Here is a 20,295-nt window from a genome sequence, read left to right on the forward strand (position 1 = left end):
GATGCCGTCCTCAACGGGGTACGGGGACGTGAGCGAGTACCGAGGTGATGACGGAGTCGGCTGTGACGCCCTCCATCTCCGCCTCGGGACGCAGATGGACGCGATGACGCAGGGTGGGCAGGGCGAGGGCCTTCACGTCGTCCGGGGTGACGTAGTCCCGGCCCGTCAGCCAGGCCCAGGCGCGGGCGGTGGAGAGCAGGGCGGTGGCACCTCGGGGGGAGACGCCGAGGGCGAGCGAGGGGGAATCACGCGTGGCACGACAGATATCGACGACATAGCCGGTGATCTCGGGAGAGACCGTGGTCTTGGCGACGGCGTCGCGGGCGGCCCCGAGTTCGGCGGGCCCGGCGACCGGGCGGACGCCGGCGGCGCGGAGGTCACGCGGGTCGAAGCCGTCCGCGTGGCGGCCGAGGACGCTGATCTCGTCCTCACGTGAGGGAAGCGGGACCGTCAGTTTGAGCAGGAAGCGGTCGAGCTGGGCCTCGGGTAGGGGGTAGGTGCCCTCGTACTCGACGGGGTTCTGCGTCGCGGCGACGAGGAAGGGGTCGGGCAGCGGGCGGGGTGTCCCGTCCACGGTCACCTGATGCTCCTCCATCGCCTCCAGCAGAGCGGACTGCGTCTTGGGAGGGGTGCGGTTGATCTCGTCGGCGAGCAGCAGATGGGTGAAGACCGGGCCCGGCTGGAAGGAGAAGGCGGCGGTGCCGGAGTCGTAGACGAGTGAACCGGTCACGTCGCTCGGCATCAGATCGGGGGTGAACTGAACGCGCTTGGTATCGAGGTCGAGAGCGGCGGCGAGCGCACGGACCAGCAGGGTCTTGGCGACACCGGGGACGCCCTCGAGCAGGACGTGCCCTCGGCAGAGTAGGGCGACGACGAGTCCGGTGACGGCGGGGTCCTGGCCCACCACGGCCTTCGCGATCTCGGTGCGCAGGGCCTCCAGGGACGACCGGGCGCCGTCCGAGGTCGTAGGGGTCGTAGGGGTCGTAGGGGGCGCGGGGGTCGGGGCGCTCATGAGGCGCGTACCTCTCTTTCGAGGGCGTCGAGGTCGTCCGCCAGACGGACGAGGGCGGTGTCGTCGGCGGGAGCCGGGCCGAAGAGCAGTTCGCGGAAGGGCGCCGTGTCTCCGGTGGTTGCGGCGAGGCGGGCGGAGAGCGCGGGGAGCAGTACCTCGGGGGAGTGTTCCCGGGCGGGGACGCCCAGCAGCGGCGCTATCCGGTCACGGGTCGCGGTGCGCAGGACGGAGGCCGCTCGGTCGCGGGCCTTGGCCTTGCGGTAGAGGCGGGCTCGGCCCTCCGTGGCCTCGGAGGCCCGGACGACGACCGGAAGGGGCTCGGTCACCAGGGCTCCGAACCGGCGGGCACGCCAGACGGCGGCGAGGACCGCGGCGACGGCGAGCTGCAGGGCGCCCCAGAGCCAGCCCGCCGGGATGAGGGAGAGGAAGCCGCCGGTGGGGCTGTCTCCGGACGCGTCGTCCACGGCGGAGGCGTCGTGTGGCGAAGGGAGGTACCAGACGAGATGAGGCCGGGAGCCGAGAAGGTGCAGGGCCAGCGAGGCGTTGCCGCGCTGGGCGAGGCGGTCGTTGCGGAAGATGTCGGGGGAGCCGACGAGTACCGTGTCGCCGGCGCCGGGGCGTGTGAGCGAGACCAGGGTCGGCAGACCGTCGGCGCGATAGCAGGAGTCGGACGCGAGCTCCCCCGCGCTGTAGCGCTCACCGCCGAGGTCGGCGCTGCCGGCGCGGGCGGCGCCGGGCAGGGAGCAGTCGGGGGCGCGGCTCCGCACCGGCACGCTGGTGGCGGAGGCGACCCCGGGGGCCAGCACCGGGACCGATGCCTCGCCGGCGCCGACGAGGACGGTGCGGCCCGCGGAGCCACCCATGGCCCCGTGGAGGGTGACCTGCTGAGAGCCGGTCAGCAGGTCCGGTGCCGTGACGAGAAGTGTGGTGTCGTCGCCGGTCGCCGCGGTGGCCTCGTCGAGCGTGGTCGTGACGCGGAGCGTGACGCCCTGGGCCCTGAGGATCTCGGCGACCGCGCGGCTGCCGTCCGGGGCGGCGGACCGAGGGTCGAGCAGGCCCTGCGGTCCGGCGGACCGGACGGTCGCCAGGGTGAGCCCACCGATCAGGACCAGGGCGAGGACGAGGAGCACACCGCGGGCCCGCGACCACAGTTGGCGGGGGGTGAGGGAGGCGGAGGTGGCGCTGGTGCGCGGACGGTTCACCCGGCGGCCCCTGTCGCGCCGGGATCGAGAGAGTCAAGGGAGGGGCGGGTCCGTTCCAGGGAACCGTCCAGCTCCTCGACGCGGCGGTACGCGGCCTCGTCGGCCGTGCGGCCGCCGTAGGTGACGTCGTCGAAGGCGCGGGCGGCGGAGCGCAGTTCGTCGGCGCGGGTGGGAAGCGCACGACCCGCCTCCGCTGCCGCCTCGTCGGCGGTCCGGCCCGGACGGGGGGCGAGCAGGGCGCGTTCCTCCAGCGAGCGGACGATGGCCCGCATCCGCTCCTGGACCGCCTCGTTCCAGCGGCCGGCGGTCGCGTGCCGGTCGGCGGCCGACCGGTGTGCTCCGGCCGTGCGCGGACCGTCCTGGAAGAGCGAGTCCCCGGCGGGGACGGCACGGTGGGGAGTGCCGAGCCGCCACCACAGCGCGCCGAGCGGGGCGAGGACGAGGAGGGCGAGGACGAGCAGGCCCGGGACCCCGCCGAGGGAGGCTCCCGACGCCTGGTCGAACAGCTCGCCGACCCAGTCCCAGAAGCGGTCGAGACCGCGTTCGAGCATGCTGGGATCGTGCTCGTGATAGATCCGTCGGGACAGTTCCCGCTCCGCCGCCTCCCGGGCGGGGTCGCGGGGGATGTCCACCGGAACGCCGTCGGCGCGGATCGTGAACCGCGCGACGGACGCGCCCCCCGTGGCCGTCACCCCGTCAGCCCCCGGAGGTGTAGCCGGGAACGCCGGCGGCGCGGGCGAGTTCGAGGTCCAGCGCCTCGCGGCGGATCCGTTGGTCGACGTAGAGGAGCACGGTCACTCCGGCGGAGATCGGATAGATCACCGCGTTGGTGATCACGCCGCCGACTCCGGTGATGAGGAGGAACGACCATCCGGTGGTCGCGGCGCCCGGGTCGTCGAGGAAGTGGCCGAAGCCGCCGTCGGCGATGAGGGCGACAGCGGCGAACGGGATCGAGATGACCATCGCGACGATGAGGAGCAGCAGCTGCGTCAGCAGCGTGATGCCGAAGATGCGCCACCAGGAGCCCTGGACCAGTTTGGCCGAGCGCTTGAGTGACCGGATGACACCCTGGCGTTCCAGCATCAGGGCGGGGGAGGAGAGACTGAAACGGACCATCAGCCAGACGACGGCGACCAGTCCGGCCAGACCGCCGAGGGTGGCGAGCGCGTAGCCGCCGGCGTCGCCGATGAGCAGTCCGGGCAGCAGGCCGACGCACATGATCACCACGCTCATCAGCGGCAGGAGCAGCGTCAGTCCGAACAGCTGGAGCAGCCGGGGTCGGGCCTCCCGCCAGGCCGTGCCCACCGTGACCGGGCGGCCGAGGACCGCGCGGCTGATCACGACGGTGAGCAGGGCGGCGCAGACGAGACTGGTCATGATCATGATCAGCAGTGCGGGCACCGTGTCGATCAGGGCGGCCCGCATGGACGCCAGGGACTGGTCGAGTGCCTCCGCGGGTGTCGCGTTCGGGTCGATCGTCGGTGGGGCCTGCGTGAGGTAGCGCTGCGTCAGGACGTCGGCGGTCTGGGAGATCACCGCGACGGTCACGGAGACGGTCAGCACGGTGCGCCAGTAGGCGCGCAGGGTCGACACGGCGCCGTCGAGGATCTCGCCCAGGCCGAGCGGGCGCAGCGGGATCACGCCGGGCTTGGCGGCCGGTGGCCTGCCCCACTGGCCGGGCTGGGGAGGTCCTCCCCAGCCGGGACCGGGCGGCGGAGGCGTGGGGGCGTGGCCCGGGGCGGAGCCGCTCGGCGCGGACCACTGGCCCGCTGGCGGCTGGTCCTTGGACCACTGCGGGACGGAGCCGTTCGCGTCGACAGGCTCGGCCGGCCGGGGTACCCCGGCACCGTCCTGGTCGTCGGCGGGAGCGGACCCGGGCGAGGTCCAGCCCGGAGTGTCGTTCACGGTCGTCCACCTCGAGGAATGGTCGCGGGGCCGGATCGGCGAGCCGGCGCGGTTTCGGTGGCCGTCCGGCCCGGGGTTTCCGTCCCGGCGGCCGACCGTGAGCCATCGTGCCACGCGGGTCCCGCCCGCGGACCGGCGCCGGAGGACGACGCCGACCCCGGCCGGGCCGGGAGGGTCCCTCGACAGCGGGGCCGCCGGGCCGGGCCGTCGCGACGCCGCCGGGCCGCGTCTCACGGGTGGACGGCGTGCCGGCGACGCACCCGCCGTCCCCGCCCGGCGGGTGGGCTTCCGGCCGAAGATCGTCGAACCGCGAGGTCATGCGGCTATGGGCGGCGGAAGGGCGGCCGGGGTACGGTTCAGGGCGGCTACGGGGGTGACATCACCACGCCCGGCATCAGTGACCACACGCGCCAGGGCGGCCGCCGGTGACGATCACGGACGTCGACGCTGGTCAGTGAGCTATCTCACCAGCCGCCTTGAGACTGATACGGAAATGGGATGATGTCGATATGAAGGGACGCGTTCTCGTCGTCGATGACGACACCGCACTGGCCGAGATGCTCGGGATCGTGCTGCGAGGTGAGGGCTTCGAGCCGTCGTTCGTGGCGGACGGTGACAAGGCGCTCGCCGCATTCCGTGACGCCAAGCCGGACCTGGTGCTGCTGGACCTGATGCTGCCCGGACGGGACGGCATCGAGGTGTGCAGGCTCATCAGGGCCGAGTCGGGTGTGCCCATCGTCATGCTGACGGCCAAGAGCGACACCGTCGACGTGGTGGTGGGACTGGAGTCCGGGGCCGACGACTACATCGTCAAGCCGTTCAAGCCGAAGGAGCTCGTCGCCCGTATCCGGGCGCGGCTGCGACGGTCGGAGGAGCCCGCGCCGGAGCAGCTCGCCATCGGTGACCTCGTCATCGACGTGGCCGGTCACTCCGTGAAGCGGGACGGGCAGTCCATCGCCCTGACCCCGCTCGAGTTCGACCTGCTCGTCGCGCTGGCCCGCAAGCCGTGGCAGGTGTTCACCCGCGAGGTCCTGCTGGAGCAGGTCTGGGGCTACCGCCACGCGGCCGACACCCGGCTGGTGAACGTGCACGTCCAGCGACTGCGCTCCAAGGTCGAGAAGGACCCGGAGCGGCCGGAGATCGTGGTGACCGTCCGAGGCGTCGGTTACAAGGCGGGGCCGAGCTGACATGAGCATAGGCAGTACTGCTCCGAAGCCCGGCGAACCGGGGGTCCGGACGGGGCGGACTGCCGGACCGAGGCGGGGGGGCTCGCGATTCGGCCGTCTGCTCCACGGAGGACGACTCCTCCAGGACGGAGCGCCGAGTGGCCCCCTGCTCCGGCTGTTCACCCGCTGGATCCGCCGCCCGCTGCTGCCGGCGGTAAGACTGTGGCGCCGCAACATCCAGCTACGGGTGGTCGCGGGCACCCTCCTGATGTCCCTCGGCGTGGTGCTGCTGCTCGGCCTCGTCGTCATCGGCCAGGTGCGCAACGGCCTGCTCGACGCCAAGGAGAGGGCCGCCCAGAGCCAAGCCGCCGGCGGCTTCTCCGCCGCCCAGGACAAAGCGGCCACCACCCCCTCCGTCCCCGGTGAGCCGGACGGCGGACGGGCCGGCGCGTCCGTGAACTGGCGCTCCACCCTGGTCGAACAGCTCGCCAGCGGCGGCCAGAGCGCCTTCAACGTCGTGGCGCTCTCCCTGGAACAGTCGGAGGGGACCGCGAGCCGCGGCGCCCGCGCCTCCGGCGAGGTCGACCCGGTCACCAGCATTCCCGCCGAACTGCGGTACTCCGTGGCGCAGGGGACGGGCACCTTCCAGACGTACACACGGATCCACTACACCGGCGGCAAGCACTCCGAGCCCGGTCTGGTGGTCGGCAAGCGGCTCAACGACGCCGAGGGGAACCAGTACGAGCTGTACTACCTCTTCCCGCTCAGCCAGGAGGGCGACTCCCTCGCCCTGGTGAAGGGCACGCTGGCCACCGCCGGCCTGTTCGTGGTGGTGCTCCTCGGCGCCATCGCCTGGCTCGTGGTGCGCCAGGTGGTCACCCCGGTGCGCATGGCGGCCGGGATCGCCGAGCGACTCTCGGCCGGCCGGCTCCAGGAACGCATGAAGGTCACCGGCGAGGACGACATCGCCCGGCTCGGTGAAGCCTTCAACAAGATGGCGCAGAACCTCCAGCACAAGATCCAGCAGCTGGAGGACCTCTCGCGGATGCAGCGCCGTTTCGTCTCCGACGTCTCGCACGAACTGCGGACGCCGCTGACCACCGTGCGCATGGCCGCCGACGTCATCCACGAGGCCCGTGTCGACTTCGACCCGGTCACCGCGCGCTCCGCGGAACTGCTCGGCGACCAGCTCGACCGCTTCGAGTCCCTCCTCGCCGACCTGCTGGAGATCAGCCGCTTCGACGCGGGCGCGGCGGCCCTGGAGGCCGAGCCGATCGATCTGCGTCAGGTCGTCCGCCGGGTGATCGGCGGCGCCGAGCCGCTAGCGGAGCGCAAGGGCGGGCGGATCGTCGTCGTCGGCGACGAGCAGCCGGTCGTGGCCGAGGCGGATGCCCGCCGCGTCGAACGCGTGCTGCGCAACCTCGTCGTCAACGCGGTCGAGCACGGCGAGGGCCGGGACGTCGTGGTCAAGCTCGCCGCCGCGGGCGGGGCCGTCGCGGTCGCCGTGCGCGACTACGGCGTGGGGCTCAAGCCCGGCGAGGCGACCCGGGTCTTCAACCGCTTCTGGCGCGCCGACCCGGCACGCGCGCGGACCACCGGCGGTACCGGCCTGGGCCTGTCCATCGCCGTGGAGGACGCCCGGCTGCACGGCGGCTGGCTCCAGGCATGGGGCGAGCCGGGCGGGGGCTCCCAGTTCCGGCTGACCCTGCCCCGGACGGCCGACGAGCCGCTGCGCGGATCGCCGATACCGCTGGAACCCGAGGACTCACGGCGCAACCGCGAGCAGGCCGCCTCCGGGCAGCCGCAGGAGACCGGAACGCGCCTGACATCGGTGCCCGTGCAGCACGCCGGGGACCGGGCCGCCCTGCCCGTACCGCCGCGGATGCCCGGGGCGCCGCGCGCCACCGCGGACCCGACCGCCCTGCCGGGCAGCGGCGCACGGGTGGTGGCCCGCCCCACCGGCGAGAGCGGCGGCGGAGAGGCGATGGCGTCGACGAACGCCGAGGGGGAGGACGGACGACGTGGGCGCTGATTCCCGAGACGAGCGGCACCGGGCCGACGGGCACCCGGAGACGAGGACGGGGCGCGAGACGCTCCCGTTCGCCCGCGGGACCGCGCGGGGCCGGTCGCGGGCACCCGTTCGCGCGGGGCGACGCGCCCGGACGAGCGTGCTGCTCGCCTGCGGCGGTCTGCTGGTCGCCGGGTGCGCCACGATGCCCGACACCGGGGACGTGGAGAGCGTGAAGGCCGCCGGTCTGGGCGACTCACAGGTCCGGGTCTACGCCGTGCAGCCGCGCGAGAACGCGGACCCGGACGAGATCGTCGACGGCTTCCTGGAGGCCATGACCAGTGACGACCCCGGCTTCGCCACGGCACGGAAGTACCTGACGGAACAGGCCGCGCGGGACTGGAAGCCGGAGGCGAACATCACGGTGCTCGCCACCGCCCCGGACCGCGGACAGGCCGTCGACATCACCGATCCGGAGAACCACGGCCGCTCCTTCCCGATCAAGGGAAGGACAGTGGCGACCGTGAACGAGTACCACGCCTACAAGCCGACCGACGGCGCCGAGTTCCAGGACGCCATCCACGTGGTGCAGCAGCCCGCGGAGGACGGCAAGGACAAGGAATGGCGCATCGACCACCTGCCGGACGGGCTGGTGCTCAGCGAAGCCGACTTCCAGCGGAACTACCGGTCGGTCAACAAGTACTACTTCGCCTCGGGGGAGGACTGGGTCGTCGCCGACCCGGTCTACATCCGCCAGCGGCAGGACCCCATCACCCGGATGGACCCGGTGACGCAGACGATCAAGGCACTGCTCGAAGGACCGTCGAGCTGGCTGGACCGTGCCGTCGTGTCCCGCTTCCCCTCCGGCACGCAGCTGAAGGAGGACGTCACCGCGCTCGCCCCGGACGACCAGTCCTCGCTGAAGGTGCCGCTCAACGGCAAGGCGGACCGGGTGAGCCCGGAGGTGTGCCGGCGCATGGCGGGGCAGCTCCTGTTCACGCTCGGCGACCTGACGTCCGTACGCGTCGAGCGGGTGGAGCTGCAGGGAGACGACGGAAGGTCGCTGTGCGCGCTGGGCAAGCGGCAGGCGCAGGACGAGTTCGCCGCCGTCCCGGCCTCCGACCGGCCCGAGAACCCGTTCTTCGTCGACGAGCGAGGCAAGCTCATGACGCTGCTGGTGGGCGGCAAGGAGGCCGAGGAACCGCAGGCCACCCCCGGGCCCTTCGGCAAGGGCACCGTGCCGCTCCGGTCGGTCGCCGTGAACCGCGACGAGAGCCGGGCGGCCGGCGTCGCCAAGGAGGGCCGCGAACTGCGGGTCGCGTCCATCGTCTCCGACGAGGAACTGCGCCCCGCGGTCGTCACGAGCAACGCCGCGCGTCCCGAGGACCGGCTCTCGGCACCGACCTGGGACGGCCGCGGCGATCTCTGGGTCGCCGACCGCAACCCCGTCCGGCCGCGCCTGTGGATGGTGCCGGACGGCAGCGGGGAGCGGATCGAGGTCTCCGCGCCCTGGCTGTCGGACGGCGTCCGGGTGGAGGCGATGCGGGTCTCCGCCGACGGTGTCCGGATGGCGCTGCTGCTCAAGGGCGGGGACGGCCGCACCACGCTCCACATCGGACGGGTGGTGCGCGAGGGCGGCGGGACCCAGCAGACCGTCTCCGTCGACGAGCTCCAGCGCGTGGCCCCGCGCATGGAGACGGTCACGGCCGTGTCCTGGGCCGGTCCGAGCCGGCTGATCGTGGTCGGCAAGGAAGCCGGCGGGGTGCAGCAGGTCCGGTACCTCCAGACCGACGGCGCCACCTCCTCGTCCTCGCTGCTGCCCGGTCTCAACGGTGTGACGGCGGTGGCCGCGCCGAACGACGACCGGTCCCCGGTCGTGGCGGACTCGGGCAACGACGGCATCGTGCGCCTGGTTCCCGGCGCGAACTGGCAGCGCCTGGGCAAGGCCCTCGGGACCTCGCCCGTCTACCCGGGCTGATCCGCGTGCGCCGGACCCCGGGCACGGGTCCAGGCGTCCCCGGTCCGGCCGTCGTCCACAGGGGTGGCCCCGAGCGGTCGCCCGGGAGGACAGTGGAGCCATGCGGGGGTGGTGGCGGGAGACGACCGGGCTGGTGCTGCCGGTCTCCTGCGCGGGCTGCGGCGGACCGCGCGAGCAGGTGTGCCCGGCGTGCGAGGCGGAGCTGACGGGGTCCGGACCGCGCGGGGTGCTGCCCCGGCCCGCGCCCGCCGGGCTGCCGGAGGTGTACGCGGCCGCCCCCTACGCGGGCCCCGTGCGCTCCCTGCTCCTGGCCCACAAGGAGCGGGGCGCGCTGGCGCTCGCCCGGCCCCTCGGCGTCGCGCTGGCAGGTGCCGTGGAGGCGGCTGCCGCGCCCTGTGAGGCTTTCGGGCCGGTTCCGCTGCTCCTCGTGCCGGTGCCCTCGTCACGACGCGCCGTACGGGCACGTGGCCACGATCCGACCCGGCGGATCGCGCTCGCCGCGGCCGGGCGGCTGCGGCGGGCGGGGCGAGCCGCCCGGGTGGTCCCGGTCCTGCGCCACGGCCGCCCCGTCGCCGACCAGTCGCAGCTCGGCGCGCGGGGCCGGTTCGCCAACCTGGCCGGTGCGCTGGAGCTCGTGCCGGGCGGGGCGCGGCTGCTGGCGGCCGGACGGGTGGTCCTGGTGGACGATCTGATGACCACGGGCGCCTCGCTGGCCGAGGCGGCGCGCGTGGTCGGCGCCGTACGCCCGCCGACTGCCGTACGCCCGGGTCCACCGTCCGCCGGACGTCGGCATCCACCGGCCGTCGTCCACCCCCCGTTCACCGCGCCCCCGTGCGCGGGCGACGCGGTGAGGGGACGGCACGGCCCCCCGGCGGCGGCGGTGGTCGCTTCTTCTCTCTCGTCGTTCGAATGAAACCGGAACTGGCGGGGAACCTGCATCGTTGCAGGTGATGAGAGGTGGAAACACCCGTACGGAGGTATGTGGCTGCAGCGGGTGCCGACACCCGTCCGAAAGAGCTATGTTCGGTTGTGAGGAATGGCGAACGCCATGGCCTCGCCGAATGCACGGGTGCGCCTCCAGGACAGGAGTTCAGGGCGAATCAACCTCAGGTTGGTGGGGTGGGGATCTTGCCGACTGGGGAGGAGGAGGTGAAAGTCGCCAAGTCCGAGACTCCGGTGAACACCGGGGTTCTGGTGCAAAGGGAGATGCCCGGCGGCCAAGGAGCCGATCCGGGCGATCCGGGAACGGAGTTCTGCGTGGACATCGTCGTCAAGGGCCGCAAGACCGAGGTGCCCGAGCGGTTCCGCAAGCACGTGGCCGAGAAGCTGAAGCTGGAGAAGATCCAGAAGCTCGACGGCAAGGTGATCAGCCTCGACGTCGAGGTGTCCAAGGAGCACAACCCGCGGCAGGCCGACCGGTCCGACCGCGTGGAGATCACCCTCCACTCCCGAGGCCCGGTGATCCGGGCGGAGGCGGCAGCAGGCGACCCGTACGCGGCACTCGACCTCGCGAGCGACAAGCTCGAGGCACGACTGCGCAAGCAGCACGACAAGCGATACACCCGCCGTGGCAACGGCAGGCTCTCGGCGGCCGAGGTCGCAGACGTGGTGCCGGGAGTCGCCCAGCTCAACGGCAACGGCGAGCTGGTGAGTGAGGAGTCGGGCAAGGTACCCACCACGATGATGGGTTCGATCGAAGTCCAGGGCGAGGGACCGCTGGTGGTCCGGGAGAAGACCCACAAGGCCGCCCCGATGACCCTCGACCAGGCTCTCTACGAGATGGAGCTGGTCGGGCACGACTTCTATCTGTTCGTCGACTCCGACAACAAGCAGCCGAGTGTCGTCTACCGGCGACACGCGTACGACTACGGCGTCATCCACCTGGAGAGCGACCCGCTCGCAGAGGGCGGCGGCGCCGGTGGTGCCCTGGGCGGCTGACCCTCGGCCGCGCCACACCCGACTGTCCCCAAGGTGCCCCTGGAGCGCCCCGCGCGCCCCCAGGGGCACCCCCGCGACACCACGGGATCACCGCATCGCCGCCCGGGCATGAAACTATGTCGTGCACGCCAACCGGTGCTTCGTGAGCAGCGGTTGGAGGACCGACCACGACTTCAGGCCACGGCCTCAGGGGGAGGAACGATGGCGCACAGCTTCGGGCCGGTGCAGGGCGGGCGGGAGCCCGACCGGGCGGCCACCCCGGAGGGATCGGATTCGGACACCGACGCACGTCGGGCGGAGCCGATCAGGGTCCTCGTGGTGGACGACCACGCCCTCTTCCGGCGCGGACTGGAGATCGTCCTCGCCCAGGAGGAGGACATCCAGGTCGTGGGCGAGGCGGGAGACGGGGCGGAAGCGGTCGACAAGGCCGCCGATCTCCTGCCCGACATCGTGCTGATGGACGTCCGAATGCCCAAGCGCGGCGGCATCGAAGCCTGCACCTCCATCAAGGAGGTGGCCCCCAGCGCGAAGATCATCATGCTGACGATCAGCGACGAGGAGGCGGACCTCTACGACGCGATCAAGGCGGGCGCGACCGGCTACCTCCTCAAGGAGATCTCCACCGACGAGGTGGCCACCGCCATCCGCGCGGTCGCCGACGGCCAGTCGCAGATCAGCCCCTCGATGGCGTCCAAACTCCTCACCGAGTTCAAATCGATGATCCAGCGGACGGACGAGCGTCGGCTCGTGCCCGCGCCCCGGCTGACCGACCGGGAGCTCGAAGTCCTCAAGCTGGTCGCGACCGGAATGAACAACCGGGACATCGCCAAGGAATTGTTCATCTCCGAGAACACCGTGAAGAACCACGTCCGCAACATTCTGGAGAAACTCCAGCTGCATTCCCGCATGGAAGCGGTCGTCTACGCGATGCGGGAGAAGATCCTCGAGATCAGGTGAGGCGGACCCGGGCGGCCGGTCCCTCCCACCCCGGGGCCACCCGTCAGGCTCCCGGGCCCGTCACGCTCCGGGCCCGACAGCCAAGCGCGGCCGTCAGCCAAGCGCGGCCGTCAGCCGAGCGCGGCCGTCAGCCGAGCGCGGCCGTCAGCTCCGCGGCCACCGAGGGCCCGTCCGCCCGCTCGATCCGCACGGCATCACAGCCCACCCACTCGGCCGCCTCCCGCAGGGCCCGCGCCATCGGCCCGATCGCCTTCGAGGAGTCCACGGACACCTGCCTGGCCACCAGCGTCCGGCCCTCCCGCGCCGGGTCCACCCGGCCCAGCAGCCTGCCGCCGGCCAGCAGCGGCATGGCGAAGTAGCCGTGCACCCGCTTCTGCTTCGGCACGTACGCCTCCAGCCGGTGGGTGAAGCCGAAGATCCGCTCCGTGCGGGCCCGCTCCCAGATCAGCGAGTCGAAGGGCGACAACAGCGTCGTCCGGTGCCGGCCGCGCGGCTCGGCCGCCAGCGCCGCCGGATCGGCCCAGGCGGGCTTGGCCCAGCCCGCGACGGTGACCGGCACCAGTCCGGCGGCCTCGACCACGGCGTCGAACTGCTCGCCCTTGATCCGGTGGTAGTCGGCGATGTCCGCGCGGGTGCCGACGCCCAGCGCCTCGCCGGCCTGCCGGACCAGCCGCCGCACGCACTCGGCGTCATCCATGTCGTCGTGGAGCAGGGCGTCCGGGATGGCCCGCTCCGCCAGGTCGTAGACCCGCTTCCAGCCCCGGCGCTCGGTGCAGACCACCTCGCCGTACATCAGCGCGCGCTCCACGGCGATCTTCGACTCCGACCAGTCCCACCACTCGCCCTTGTTCTTCGCGCCGCCCAGCTGGGTCGCCGTCTGCGGGCCCTCGGCGCGCAACTGCCGCACCACCGCGTCGTACGCGCCGTCCGGCAGCCGGTGGTGCCAGTGGGGCCGGTCGCGGTAGGCACGGCGACGGAAGGCGAAGTGCGGCCACTCCTCCACCGGCAGGACACAGGCCGCGTGCGACCAGTACTCGAAGGCGTGCGTCTCGGTCCAGTAGGCGTCCTCGACGGTGGAGCGGCCCACCGCGCCCAGACGCGCGTACGGGATCAGCTCGTGCGAACGGGCCAGGACGGAGATGGTGTCGAGCTGGACCTGTCCGAGGCGTCGCAGCATGCCCCGGACGCCGGCGCGGCGGTCGGGCGCGCCCAGGAATCCCTGCGCGCGCAGCGCGATCCGGCGGGCGTCGTCGGCGGACAGTTCGGCGGCGGGCGGCGGCACAGTCGTCATGGTCCGCACCCTAGAGGGCGGCACCGACAGTCATCCGGTGTTCCGCGGCGCCGGCAGGTGGGGCATCGGGCCCGGCAGCCCGAGGTCCGAGGGGAGCAGCGAGCCGACCCAGGCGTCCCGCAGGGTGCCGTGGTGCGGCAGGCCCGCGCGGAGCACGCCCTCGACCGTGAAACCGGCCCTCTCGGCGACCGCCCGGGAACCCGCGTTGCCGACCTCGGCCCGCCACTCCAGACGGACGCAGGCCAGGTCCGTGAAGGCCCAGCGGGCCAGCGCGAGGACCGCCTCGGTCACGAAGCCGCGCCCGCGGTGCTCCCTGGCGGCCCAGAAGCCGACCTCCCAGCAGCCCGACCGAGGGTGGTGGAGGCCCGCCGCCGCCAGGATCGGGCCGCCCGCGTGGGCCCGCACGGCGAAGTTGTACTCGGTGTCGTCGCGCCAGCCGACCGGGACCACGTGGGTGAGGAAGTCGTGGGCGTCCTGCCGGGTGTAGGGCGAGGGCACCGTGGTCCAGCGCTGGATGCCGGGGTCCTGGCAGACGGCGAAGACCTCGTCGGTGTCCTGCGGGACGAAGGTGCGCAGTGTCAGGCGGTCCGTGGTGAGGGTGAGCGGCTCCATGGGCGGATTCTTCGTCGGCGGGACGCCTCGAAGCGAGCACTTTTCGGGCCTGGCGGCACCTTCCACCCCCCTCGTGCGTTGTCTTTCCGGGCGACAGTGGCCCTCCGGCACCGCGGGCCTCCCGGGGCGGCGGCGGTCTCGCTTACGATGGCCGTTGCGGTGGGGACCACCTGCCGTGCCCGCGCCCGAGTCCATCACACGACCCAGTGCCAGGCCCGACCGGCAAGGAGACCAGCCTCAGTGTCCGTCTTCAACAAGCTCATGCGTGCAGGCGAAGGCAAGATCCTGCGCAAACTGCACCGCATCGCGGACCAGGTCAACTCCATCGAAGAGGACTTCGTCAACCTCTCCGACGCCGAGTTGCGGGCGCTCACCGAGGAGTACAGGCAGCGGTACGCCGACGGTGAGAGCCTCGACGACCTGCTCCCCGAGGCCTTCGCGACCGTCCGCGAGGCCGCCAAGCGCGTCCTCGGCCAGCGCCATTACGACGTCCAGCTCATGGGTGGTGCCGCGCTCCACCTCGGCTACGTGGCCGAGATGAAGACCGGTGAGGGCAAGACCCTCGTCGGCACGCTCCCGGCCTACCTGAACGCGCTCTCCGGCAAGGGCGTGCACCTGATCACGGTCAACGACTACCTGGCCGAGCGCGACTCCGAGCTGATGGGCCGCGTTCACAAGTTCCTGGGTCTGAACGTCGGCTGCATCCTCGCCAACATGACGCCCGCGCAGCGCCGCGAGCAGTACGGCTGTGACATCACGTACGGCACGAACAACGAGTTCGGCTTCGACTACCTGCGCGACAACATGGCGTGGTCCCAGGAGGAGCTCGTCCAGCGCGGCCACAACTTCGCCTGCGTCGACGAGGTCGACTCGATCCTGGTCGACGAGGCCCGTACGCCGTTGATCATCTCCGGTCCGGCCGACCAGGCCACCAAGTGGTACGGCGACTTCGCCAAGCTGGTCACCCGCCTCACCAGGGGCGAGGCCGGAAACCCGCTCAAGGGCATCGAGGAGACCGGCGACTACGAGGTCGACGAGAAGAAGCGCACGGTCGGCATCCACGAGTCCGGTGTCGCCAAGGTCGAGGACTGGCTGGGCATCGACAACCTCTACGAGTCGGTGAACACCCCCCTCGTCGGGTACCTGAACAACGCCATCAAGGCCAAGGAGCTCTTCAAGAACGACAAGGACTACGTCGTCATCGACGGCGAAGTCATGATCGTCGACGAGCACACCGGCCGTATCCTCGCCGGCCGCCGCTACAACGAGGGCATGCACCAGGCGATCGAGGCGAAGGAAGGGGTGGACATCAAGGACGAGAACCAGACGCTCGCCACGATCACCCTGCAGAACTTCTTCCGCCTCTACGACAAGCTCTCGGGCATGACCGGTACGGCCATGACCGAGGCCGCCGAGTTCCACCAGATCTACAAGCTCGGTGTCGTCCCGATCCCGACGAACAAGCCCATGGTCCGCAAGGACCAGTCGGACCTGATCTACCGGACCGAGGTCGCGAAGTTCGACGCGGTCGTCGACGACATCGCGGAGAAGCACGAGAAGGGCCAGCCGATCCTCGTCGGTACGACGTCGGTCGAGAAGTCCGAGTACCTCTCCCAGCAGCTGTCCAAGCGCGGCATCCAGCACGAGGTCCTCAACGCCAAGCAGCACGACCGTGAGGCGACGATCGTCGCCCAGGCCGGCCGCAAGGGCGCTGTGACCGTCGCCACCAACATGGCCGGCCGAGGCACCGACATCAAGCTCGGCGGCAACCCGGACGACCTGGCCGAGGCGGAGTTGCGCCAGGCGGGGCTGGACCCGGTCGAGCACGTCGAGGAGTGGGCGGCGGCCCTGCCGGGCGCCCTGGAGCGTGCGGAGCTGGCGGTCAAGGCGGAGTTCGAGGAGGTCAAGGATCTCGGCGGGCTCTACGTCCTCGGCACCGAGCGCCACGAGTCGCGGCGCATCGACAACCAGCTGCGCGGTCGTTCCGGCCGTCAGGGCGACCCGGGCGAGTCCCGTTTCTACCTCTCCCTCGGCGACGACCTGATGCGCCTCTTCAAGGCCCAGATGGTCGAGCGGGTCATGGCCATGGCCAACGTGCCGGACGACGTGCCGATCGAGAACAAGATGGTGACGCGCGCGATCGCCTCGGCGCAGTCGCAGGTCGAGACGCAGAACTTCGAGACCCGTAAGAACGTCCTGAAGTACGACGAGGTCCTCAACCGTCAGCGCGAGGTCATCTACGGCGAGCGTCGCCGCGTCCTGGAGGGCGAGGACCTGCACGAGCAGATCCAGCACTTCATGGACGACACGATCGACGACTACATCCGCCAGGAGACCGCCGAGGGCTTCGCGGAGGAGTGGGACCTCGACCGCCTGTGGACCGCCTTCAAGCAGCTCTACCCGGTGAAGGTCACCGTGGAGGAGCTGGAGGAGGCGGCCGGCGACCGCGCGGGCATCACCGCCGAGTTCATCGCCGAGTCCGTCAAGGACGACATCCACGAGCAGTACGACGCCCGTGAGAAGTCGCTCGGCTCGGACATCATGCGTGAGCTGGAGCGCCGTGTGGTGCTGTCCGTGCTCGACCGCAAGTGGCGCGAGCACCTCTACGAGATGGACTACCTCCAGGAGGGCATCGGCCTGCGCGCCATGGCGCAGAAGGACCCGCTGGTCGAGTACCAGCGCGAGGGCTTCGACATGTTCACCGCCATGATGGAGGGCATCAAGGAGGAGTCCGTCGGCTACCTGTTCAACCTGGAGGTCCAGGTCGAGCAGCAGGTCGAGGAGGTCCCGGTGCAGGACGCGGTGCCGTCGCTCGACAAGCAGGACGCGGTTCCGGCCGGGGCCGGCCGTCCGGAGATCCGGGCCAAGGGCCTCGACGCCCCGCAGCGGCCGGACCGTCTCCACTTCTCCGCCCCCAAGGTGGACGGCGAGGGCAGCATCGTCGAGGGCGACTTCGTCAGCGACGACGTCCAGGGCGAGGGTGGCGGCATGACCCGCGCGGAGCGCCGCAAGGCGCAGAAGAGCGGTGGCGGCGGTCGCCGTCGCAAGAAGTAGTCGCGGCACGGTCCGTACGGCGTGTGGGCCGGGTACCCGAGGGTGCCCGGCCCTTCGTCATGCCCGCCCGGCACCCGCCCGGCCGGAGCGCGACTGGGCCGGCACCCGCGCGTGGAGTCCGTCCAGCTCGACGGCGGCGCAGCGCCAGCGGCCGTCCGCGCCGCGCTCCAGGCGGAAGGCCATCGCCCTGATCCGCTCGCCGGTCGCGATACTCGCGAACGCCTCGACCACTCCCGGCCGGGGCGGATGGACCGCGCAGCGGCGCAGCACGGGCCGGGAGCCGACGGACCTCAGGGGCGTCTGCGGGGCCAGCCGGACGAGCTGCTCGTACGCCGCGCCGACGGTCTGGCCGAGCATCCAGTGGACGGGCCGGTCGCCGCTCAGGACGGCGAGCAGGCGCTCGGCGAACATCGTGTGCGGCGGCAGCGCGCAGGGCACCGCGGGGACCTGTGCGGGGACGGCCGGGCGGGTGCCGGCCCGGCCGCGCGGGCCGGTGCCGGCGGAGCCGCGGGGAGCCGTGCGGGGGCGCGGGGTCCGGGGCCGGGTGGTGGCCGCCTCGGGGGTGCGGGCCGGTGCGGTGGGGGAGGTCGTCGTGGCGGTGGTGTCCATGGGCGTTCCCGTTCCCTCGCGCCCGATCGACTACCGGGCGGTAACTTCTGTTGGGGATCTTGTACGGGGGCGATCGGCGCGGTCGCAAGGCGGCGGGGCGGCCGAGCGGCCGACCGGCGGGTTCACCTATCAGAGTGAGCGACGGCTCGGCGCCGCCCGCGAGCGCGGGTCCGGGGTATGTCCCGGGTGGACCGCCGAGGAGACGACCGGACACCCCGAAGGGGTACTCCGGACGTATCCTGGGAGCCTGTCGGGTGTCCTCCGGCCGTGCGGTCACGCCCGGCCCGAGGACACCCGGCCTGAGGGCGTCTCCCCCTACGAAAGCGGCCGAGCCATGCGCGTGTACGTCCCCCTGACCCTTCCCGGTCTCGCAGAGGCGCACAAGGCGGGCGAGCTGGGTCCCGGCCCGCTGACCGCCTTCGCCGTCACCCCCGCCCTGCGCGAGTGGTACGTCTCCGACGACATCGAGGAGCTCGAGTACGCGGCCCTCAGCCGGGCCGCCGCCGCCTCGCTGCGGCTGCTCGCGGGCGACCCCTCGGCCGCGCGGCGCCGGATCGTCGTCGCCGTCGACGTGCCGGACAAGGACGCGGTCGTCGACCCGGACCGGGGGCTGGACGCGAGTTCGCTCGGCGAGGTGCGGATCGCCCGGCCCGTCGCGCTCGCCGAGGCCGCGGCGGTGCACGCCGACGCCGACGACGCCGAGCCGGACGTCTCGGCCGCGGCGGACGCGCTCGGGGCGGCGGACCTGGGCGACGACGACGCACAGTTCACCGTGGACGGCGCGGAGGACCACGAACTGCTGTGGTTCGGCATCCAGGAGATCCCCGGACTTCTGGGCTGAGCGCCGCCGACGGGTGCCCGTCCCCCGGGGGCCGGGCCGGGCGGGCCCGGCGGTACTCGGCGCCCCTGCCCCTTGTCGGCGGCTGCCGGTACCGTCGTCGCATGGGGAAGCACGGAGCGCGGCACGGCAGGCATCTGGTCTGGGACTGGAACGGGACCCTGCTCGACGACATCCACGCCGTCATCGGCGCGACGAACGCGGCCTTCGCGGAACTGGGCCTGGAGCCGATCACACTCGCCCGCTACCGCGATCTCTACATGGTGCCGGTGCCGAAGTTCTACGAGCGGCTGATGGGGCGGCTGCCGACCGACGCCGAGTGGGAAGTGATGGACGTCGTCTTCCACCGGCACTACTGGCAGCGGGCCGAAGGCTGCGGGCTGACGGCCGGTGCGGCGGAGCTGCTGGCCGCGCGGCAGGAGTCCGGCCACACCCAGTCGCTGCTCTCCCTCGCGCCGCACGTGGAGCTGGTGCCGCTGGTGCGCCGGCACGGGATCGAGCAGCGCTTCGTCCGGGTCGACGGCCGGGTCGGTTCCTCGACGGAGGGCAAGACGGCGCACATGGTGCGGCATCTGACGGCCCTCGGCGACGTCCCCGCGGAGCGGATCGTCGTCATCGGGGACGCGGCGGACGACGCCCGGGCGGCGGCCCACGTGGGTGCGCGGGCGGTCCTGTACACCGGCGGTTCGCACAGCCGGACCAGCCTGGAGGCGGTGGGGGTGCCGGTGGTGGACTCCCTCGCGGAGGCGGTCGCGGTGGCGGAGGAGCTGCGCTGAGAGCCTGTCGGGTGGCCTTCGGCCGGCAGCGTGCGTGCCAGGGCGTGACCGCCCGGTCAGAGGCCACCCGCCCTGTCTCAGCCCCGTTCGCGCAGGACCTTCAGGAACTCCCGCATCCAGGCCGGGTGGTCCGGCCAGGCGCGGGAGGAGACCAGGGAGCCGTCCACGACCGCCTCGGTGTCCTGGAAGGTCGCGCCCGCCGCCTGCATGTCGAGCTCCAGCGCGGGGTAGGCCGTCACGCGGCGACCCTCCAGTCCCCCGATCGCCGCCGTCAGCAGCGGACCGTGGCAGATCTGGGCCACCGGCTTGTCCGCGTCGAAGAAGGACTTGAGGATCTTGCGGAGCTCCGGGTCGTTGCGGAGGTACTCCGGCGCCCTGCCGCCCGGGACCACCACCGCCAGGTAGTCGCCCGGGTCGACCTCGTCGAAGGCCAGGTCGGCAGGCCAGGTGTACCCGGGCTTCTCGGTGTACGTGTCGTAGCCCGGCTCGAAGTCGTGCACCACGAACCGCAGCCGTTTGCGCGCCGGCGCCGCGATGTGCACCTCGTATCCCTCCTCCAGCAGCCGCTGGTACGGGTACATGACCTCCAGCGATTCCGCCGCGTCACCGGTCACGATCAAGATCTTCGCCATCACGACTCCCAGATCCCAGACATCGATGGTGCCCGCGGTACACACTTCCCGCGCCGCCCCGTTCTGCCAAGAGGACATGTGTCGCTGTCCATAACGTCAAACTTCCACCCCGTCTTTTGTACACATACGGACCATGACGGTCCGGGGGTGGCAAGCGATAGGCTTTTCCCGTGATCAGCGCGATACGCCGTGGGGGCAGCGAAGCCCCCGGCCTTCGCCCGGTCCGCTCCGGCGGCCGGGCCGACACGGCGTTCGCTGTTCTTCTCCGTCCGGGCGCCTCGCCCAGGTTGGCCGATACCGGCTCGGACATCTCTCAT

Annotated in this window: 17 protein-coding genes; 9 read left to right on the plus strand and 8 right to left on the minus strand. The window is 72.2% G+C overall.

Annotation, left to right across the window (positions count from 1 at the left end):
* Nucleotides 1-10 precede the first annotated feature (10 nt).
* From OG393_RS20085 to OG393_RS20100, 4 genes are read right to left on the minus strand one after another with little or no spacing between them, the layout of a single operon-like run.
* Complete coding sequence (locus tag OG393_RS20085; protein WP_327376053.1) at nt 11-1,012, minus strand: AAA family ATPase; 1,002 nt, start codon at nt 1,010-1,012, stop codon at nt 11-13.
* The gene (locus OG393_RS20090) at nt 1,009-2,214 is read right to left on the minus strand and encodes a DUF4350 domain-containing protein (protein ID WP_327376054.1); all 1,206 of its coding nucleotides are present in this window, start codon (nt 2,212-2,214) and stop codon (nt 1,009-1,011) included. The genes OG393_RS20085 and OG393_RS20090 overlap by 4 nt, the downstream gene beginning before the upstream one ends.
* Nucleotides 2,211-2,906 (minus strand): DUF4129 domain-containing protein, encoded by a 696-nt coding sequence (locus OG393_RS20095; protein WP_327376055.1) that lies wholly within the window; start codon nt 2,904-2,906, stop codon nt 2,211-2,213. The genes OG393_RS20090 and OG393_RS20095 overlap by 4 nt, the downstream gene beginning before the upstream one ends.
* A 4-nt stretch (nt 2,907-2,910) precedes the next feature.
* On the minus strand, nt 2,911-4,119 hold the full coding sequence (locus OG393_RS20100) for a DUF7544 domain-containing protein (protein ID WP_327376056.1): 1,209 nt from the start codon (nt 4,117-4,119) through the stop codon (nt 2,911-2,913).
* Between the two features lie 509 nt (nt 4,120-4,628).
* Between OG393_RS20100 and mtrA the strand changes: the two genes are divergently transcribed.
* The 6 genes from mtrA to OG393_RS20130 all read left to right on the plus strand — a co-directional run bounded on the left by mtrA (nt 4,629) and on the right by OG393_RS20130 (nt 12,166).
* Nucleotides 4,629-5,306 carry a two-component system response regulator MtrA gene (mtrA, locus tag OG393_RS20105; protein ID WP_053727253.1) on the plus strand — a complete coding sequence of 226 codons (678 nt, stop codon included), beginning with the start codon at nt 4,629-4,631 and terminating at the stop codon, nt 5,304-5,306.
* 1 nt (nt 5,307) lies between these two features.
* A complete protein-coding gene (mtrB, locus tag OG393_RS20110) occupies nt 5,308-7,317 on the plus strand; it encodes an MtrAB system histidine kinase MtrB (RefSeq protein WP_327376057.1) in 2,010 nt (669 codons plus the stop codon).
* A 181-nt stretch (nt 7,318-7,498) separates the two neighbouring features.
* Nucleotides 7,499-9,271 carry an LpqB family beta-propeller domain-containing protein gene (locus OG393_RS20115; RefSeq protein ID WP_327378488.1) on the plus strand — a complete coding sequence of 591 codons (1,773 nt, stop codon included), beginning with the start codon at nt 7,499-7,501 and terminating at the stop codon, nt 9,269-9,271.
* Between the two features lie 100 nt (nt 9,272-9,371).
* Entirely contained in the window at nt 9,372-10,184 is an 813-nt protein-coding gene (locus OG393_RS20120) for a ComF family protein (protein WP_327376058.1), read from the plus strand.
* 344 nt (nt 10,185-10,528) lie between these two features.
* Nucleotides 10,529-11,209, plus strand: coding sequence for a ribosome hibernation-promoting factor, HPF/YfiA family (hpf, locus tag OG393_RS20125; protein ID WP_442817426.1), 681 nt, complete (start codon nt 10,529-10,531; stop codon nt 11,207-11,209).
* Between the two features lie 201 nt (nt 11,210-11,410).
* Entirely contained in the window at nt 11,411-12,166 is a 756-nt protein-coding gene (locus tag OG393_RS20130; protein ID WP_327376059.1) for a response regulator transcription factor, read from the plus strand.
* 127 nt (nt 12,167-12,293) lie between these two features.
* On the opposite strand, the gene OG393_RS20135 is transcribed toward OG393_RS20130, so the two are convergent.
* A complete protein-coding gene (locus OG393_RS20135) occupies nt 12,294-13,457 on the minus strand; it encodes a winged helix-turn-helix domain-containing protein (protein WP_327376060.1) in 1,164 nt (387 codons plus the stop codon).
* A gap of 30 nt (nt 13,458-13,487) precedes the next feature.
* Complete coding sequence (locus OG393_RS20140; RefSeq protein ID WP_327376061.1) at nt 13,488-14,069, minus strand: GNAT family N-acetyltransferase; 582 nt, start codon at nt 14,067-14,069, stop codon at nt 13,488-13,490.
* A gap of 240 nt (nt 14,070-14,309) precedes the next feature.
* On the opposite strand from OG393_RS20140, the gene secA reads away from it, so the two are divergent.
* Nucleotides 14,310-17,123 carry a preprotein translocase subunit SecA gene (secA, locus tag OG393_RS20145; RefSeq protein ID WP_327376062.1) on the plus strand — a complete coding sequence of 938 codons (2,814 nt, stop codon included), beginning with the start codon at nt 14,310-14,312 and terminating at the stop codon, nt 17,121-17,123.
* Between the two features lie 57 nt (nt 17,124-17,180).
* Here the strand turns inward: secA and OG393_RS20150 are convergent, their stop codons facing one another.
* Nucleotides 17,181-17,732 carry an Rv3235 family protein gene (locus OG393_RS20150; protein ID WP_327376063.1) on the minus strand — a complete coding sequence of 184 codons (552 nt, stop codon included), beginning with the start codon at nt 17,730-17,732 and terminating at the stop codon, nt 17,181-17,183.
* Nucleotides 17,733-18,066: 334 nt separating this feature from the next.
* Here OG393_RS20150 and OG393_RS20155 point away from each other — a divergent pair, with 334 nt between their 5' ends.
* Nucleotides 18,067-18,573 (plus strand): DUF6912 family protein, encoded by a 507-nt coding sequence (locus OG393_RS20155; RefSeq protein ID WP_327376064.1) that lies wholly within the window; start codon nt 18,067-18,069, stop codon nt 18,571-18,573.
* 101 nt (nt 18,574-18,674) lie between these two features.
* Nucleotides 18,675-19,346: an HAD family hydrolase gene (locus OG393_RS20160; protein WP_327376065.1), complete on the plus strand. Its 672-nt coding sequence runs from the start codon at nt 18,675-18,677 to the stop codon at nt 19,344-19,346.
* Between the two features lie 77 nt (nt 19,347-19,423).
* Here OG393_RS20160 and OG393_RS20165 read toward each other — a convergent pair whose 3' ends face one another.
* The gene (locus OG393_RS20165; protein ID WP_327378490.1) at nt 19,424-19,981 is read right to left on the minus strand and encodes a DJ-1/PfpI family protein; all 558 of its coding nucleotides are present in this window, start codon (nt 19,979-19,981) and stop codon (nt 19,424-19,426) included.
* Nucleotides 19,982-20,295 lie beyond the last annotated feature (314 nt).

Source organism: Streptomyces sp. NBC_01216 (assembly GCF_035994945.1).
GTDB lineage: Bacteria > Actinomycetota > Actinomycetes > Streptomycetales > Streptomycetaceae > Streptomyces.

What these genes read in the sequence shown, in the direction of transcription:
- OG393_RS20085 (WP_327376053.1), bottom strand. Translation starts at nt 1,012, where the DNA reads ATGAGCGCCCCGACCCCCGCGCCCCCTACGACCCCTACGACCCCTACG.
- mtrA (WP_053727253.1), top strand. Translation starts at nt 4,629, where the DNA reads ATGAAGGGACGCGTTCTCGTCGTCGATGACGACACCGCACTGGCCGAG.
- mtrB (WP_327376057.1), top strand. Translation starts at nt 5,308, where the DNA reads ATGAGCATAGGCAGTACTGCTCCGAAGCCCGGCGAACCGGGGGTCCGG.
- OG393_RS20115 (WP_327378488.1), top strand. Translation starts at nt 7,499, where the DNA reads ATGCCCGACACCGGGGACGTGGAGAGCGTGAAGGCCGCCGGTCTGGGC.
- OG393_RS20120 (WP_327376058.1), top strand. Translation starts at nt 9,372, where the DNA reads ATGCGGGGGTGGTGGCGGGAGACGACCGGGCTGGTGCTGCCGGTCTCC.
- OG393_RS20130 (WP_327376059.1), top strand. Translation starts at nt 11,411, where the DNA reads ATGGCGCACAGCTTCGGGCCGGTGCAGGGCGGGCGGGAGCCCGACCGG.
- OG393_RS20135 (WP_327376060.1), bottom strand. Translation starts at nt 13,457, where the DNA reads ATGACGACTGTGCCGCCGCCCGCCGCCGAACTGTCCGCCGACGACGCC.
- OG393_RS20140 (WP_327376061.1), bottom strand. Translation starts at nt 14,069, where the DNA reads ATGGAGCCGCTCACCCTCACCACGGACCGCCTGACACTGCGCACCTTC.
- OG393_RS20150 (WP_327376063.1), bottom strand. Translation starts at nt 17,732, where the DNA reads ATGGACACCACCGCCACGACGACCTCCCCCACCGCACCGGCCCGCACC.
- OG393_RS20155 (WP_327376064.1), top strand. Translation starts at nt 18,067, where the DNA reads ATGCGCGTGTACGTCCCCCTGACCCTTCCCGGTCTCGCAGAGGCGCAC.
- OG393_RS20160 (WP_327376065.1), top strand. Translation starts at nt 18,675, where the DNA reads ATGGGGAAGCACGGAGCGCGGCACGGCAGGCATCTGGTCTGGGACTGG.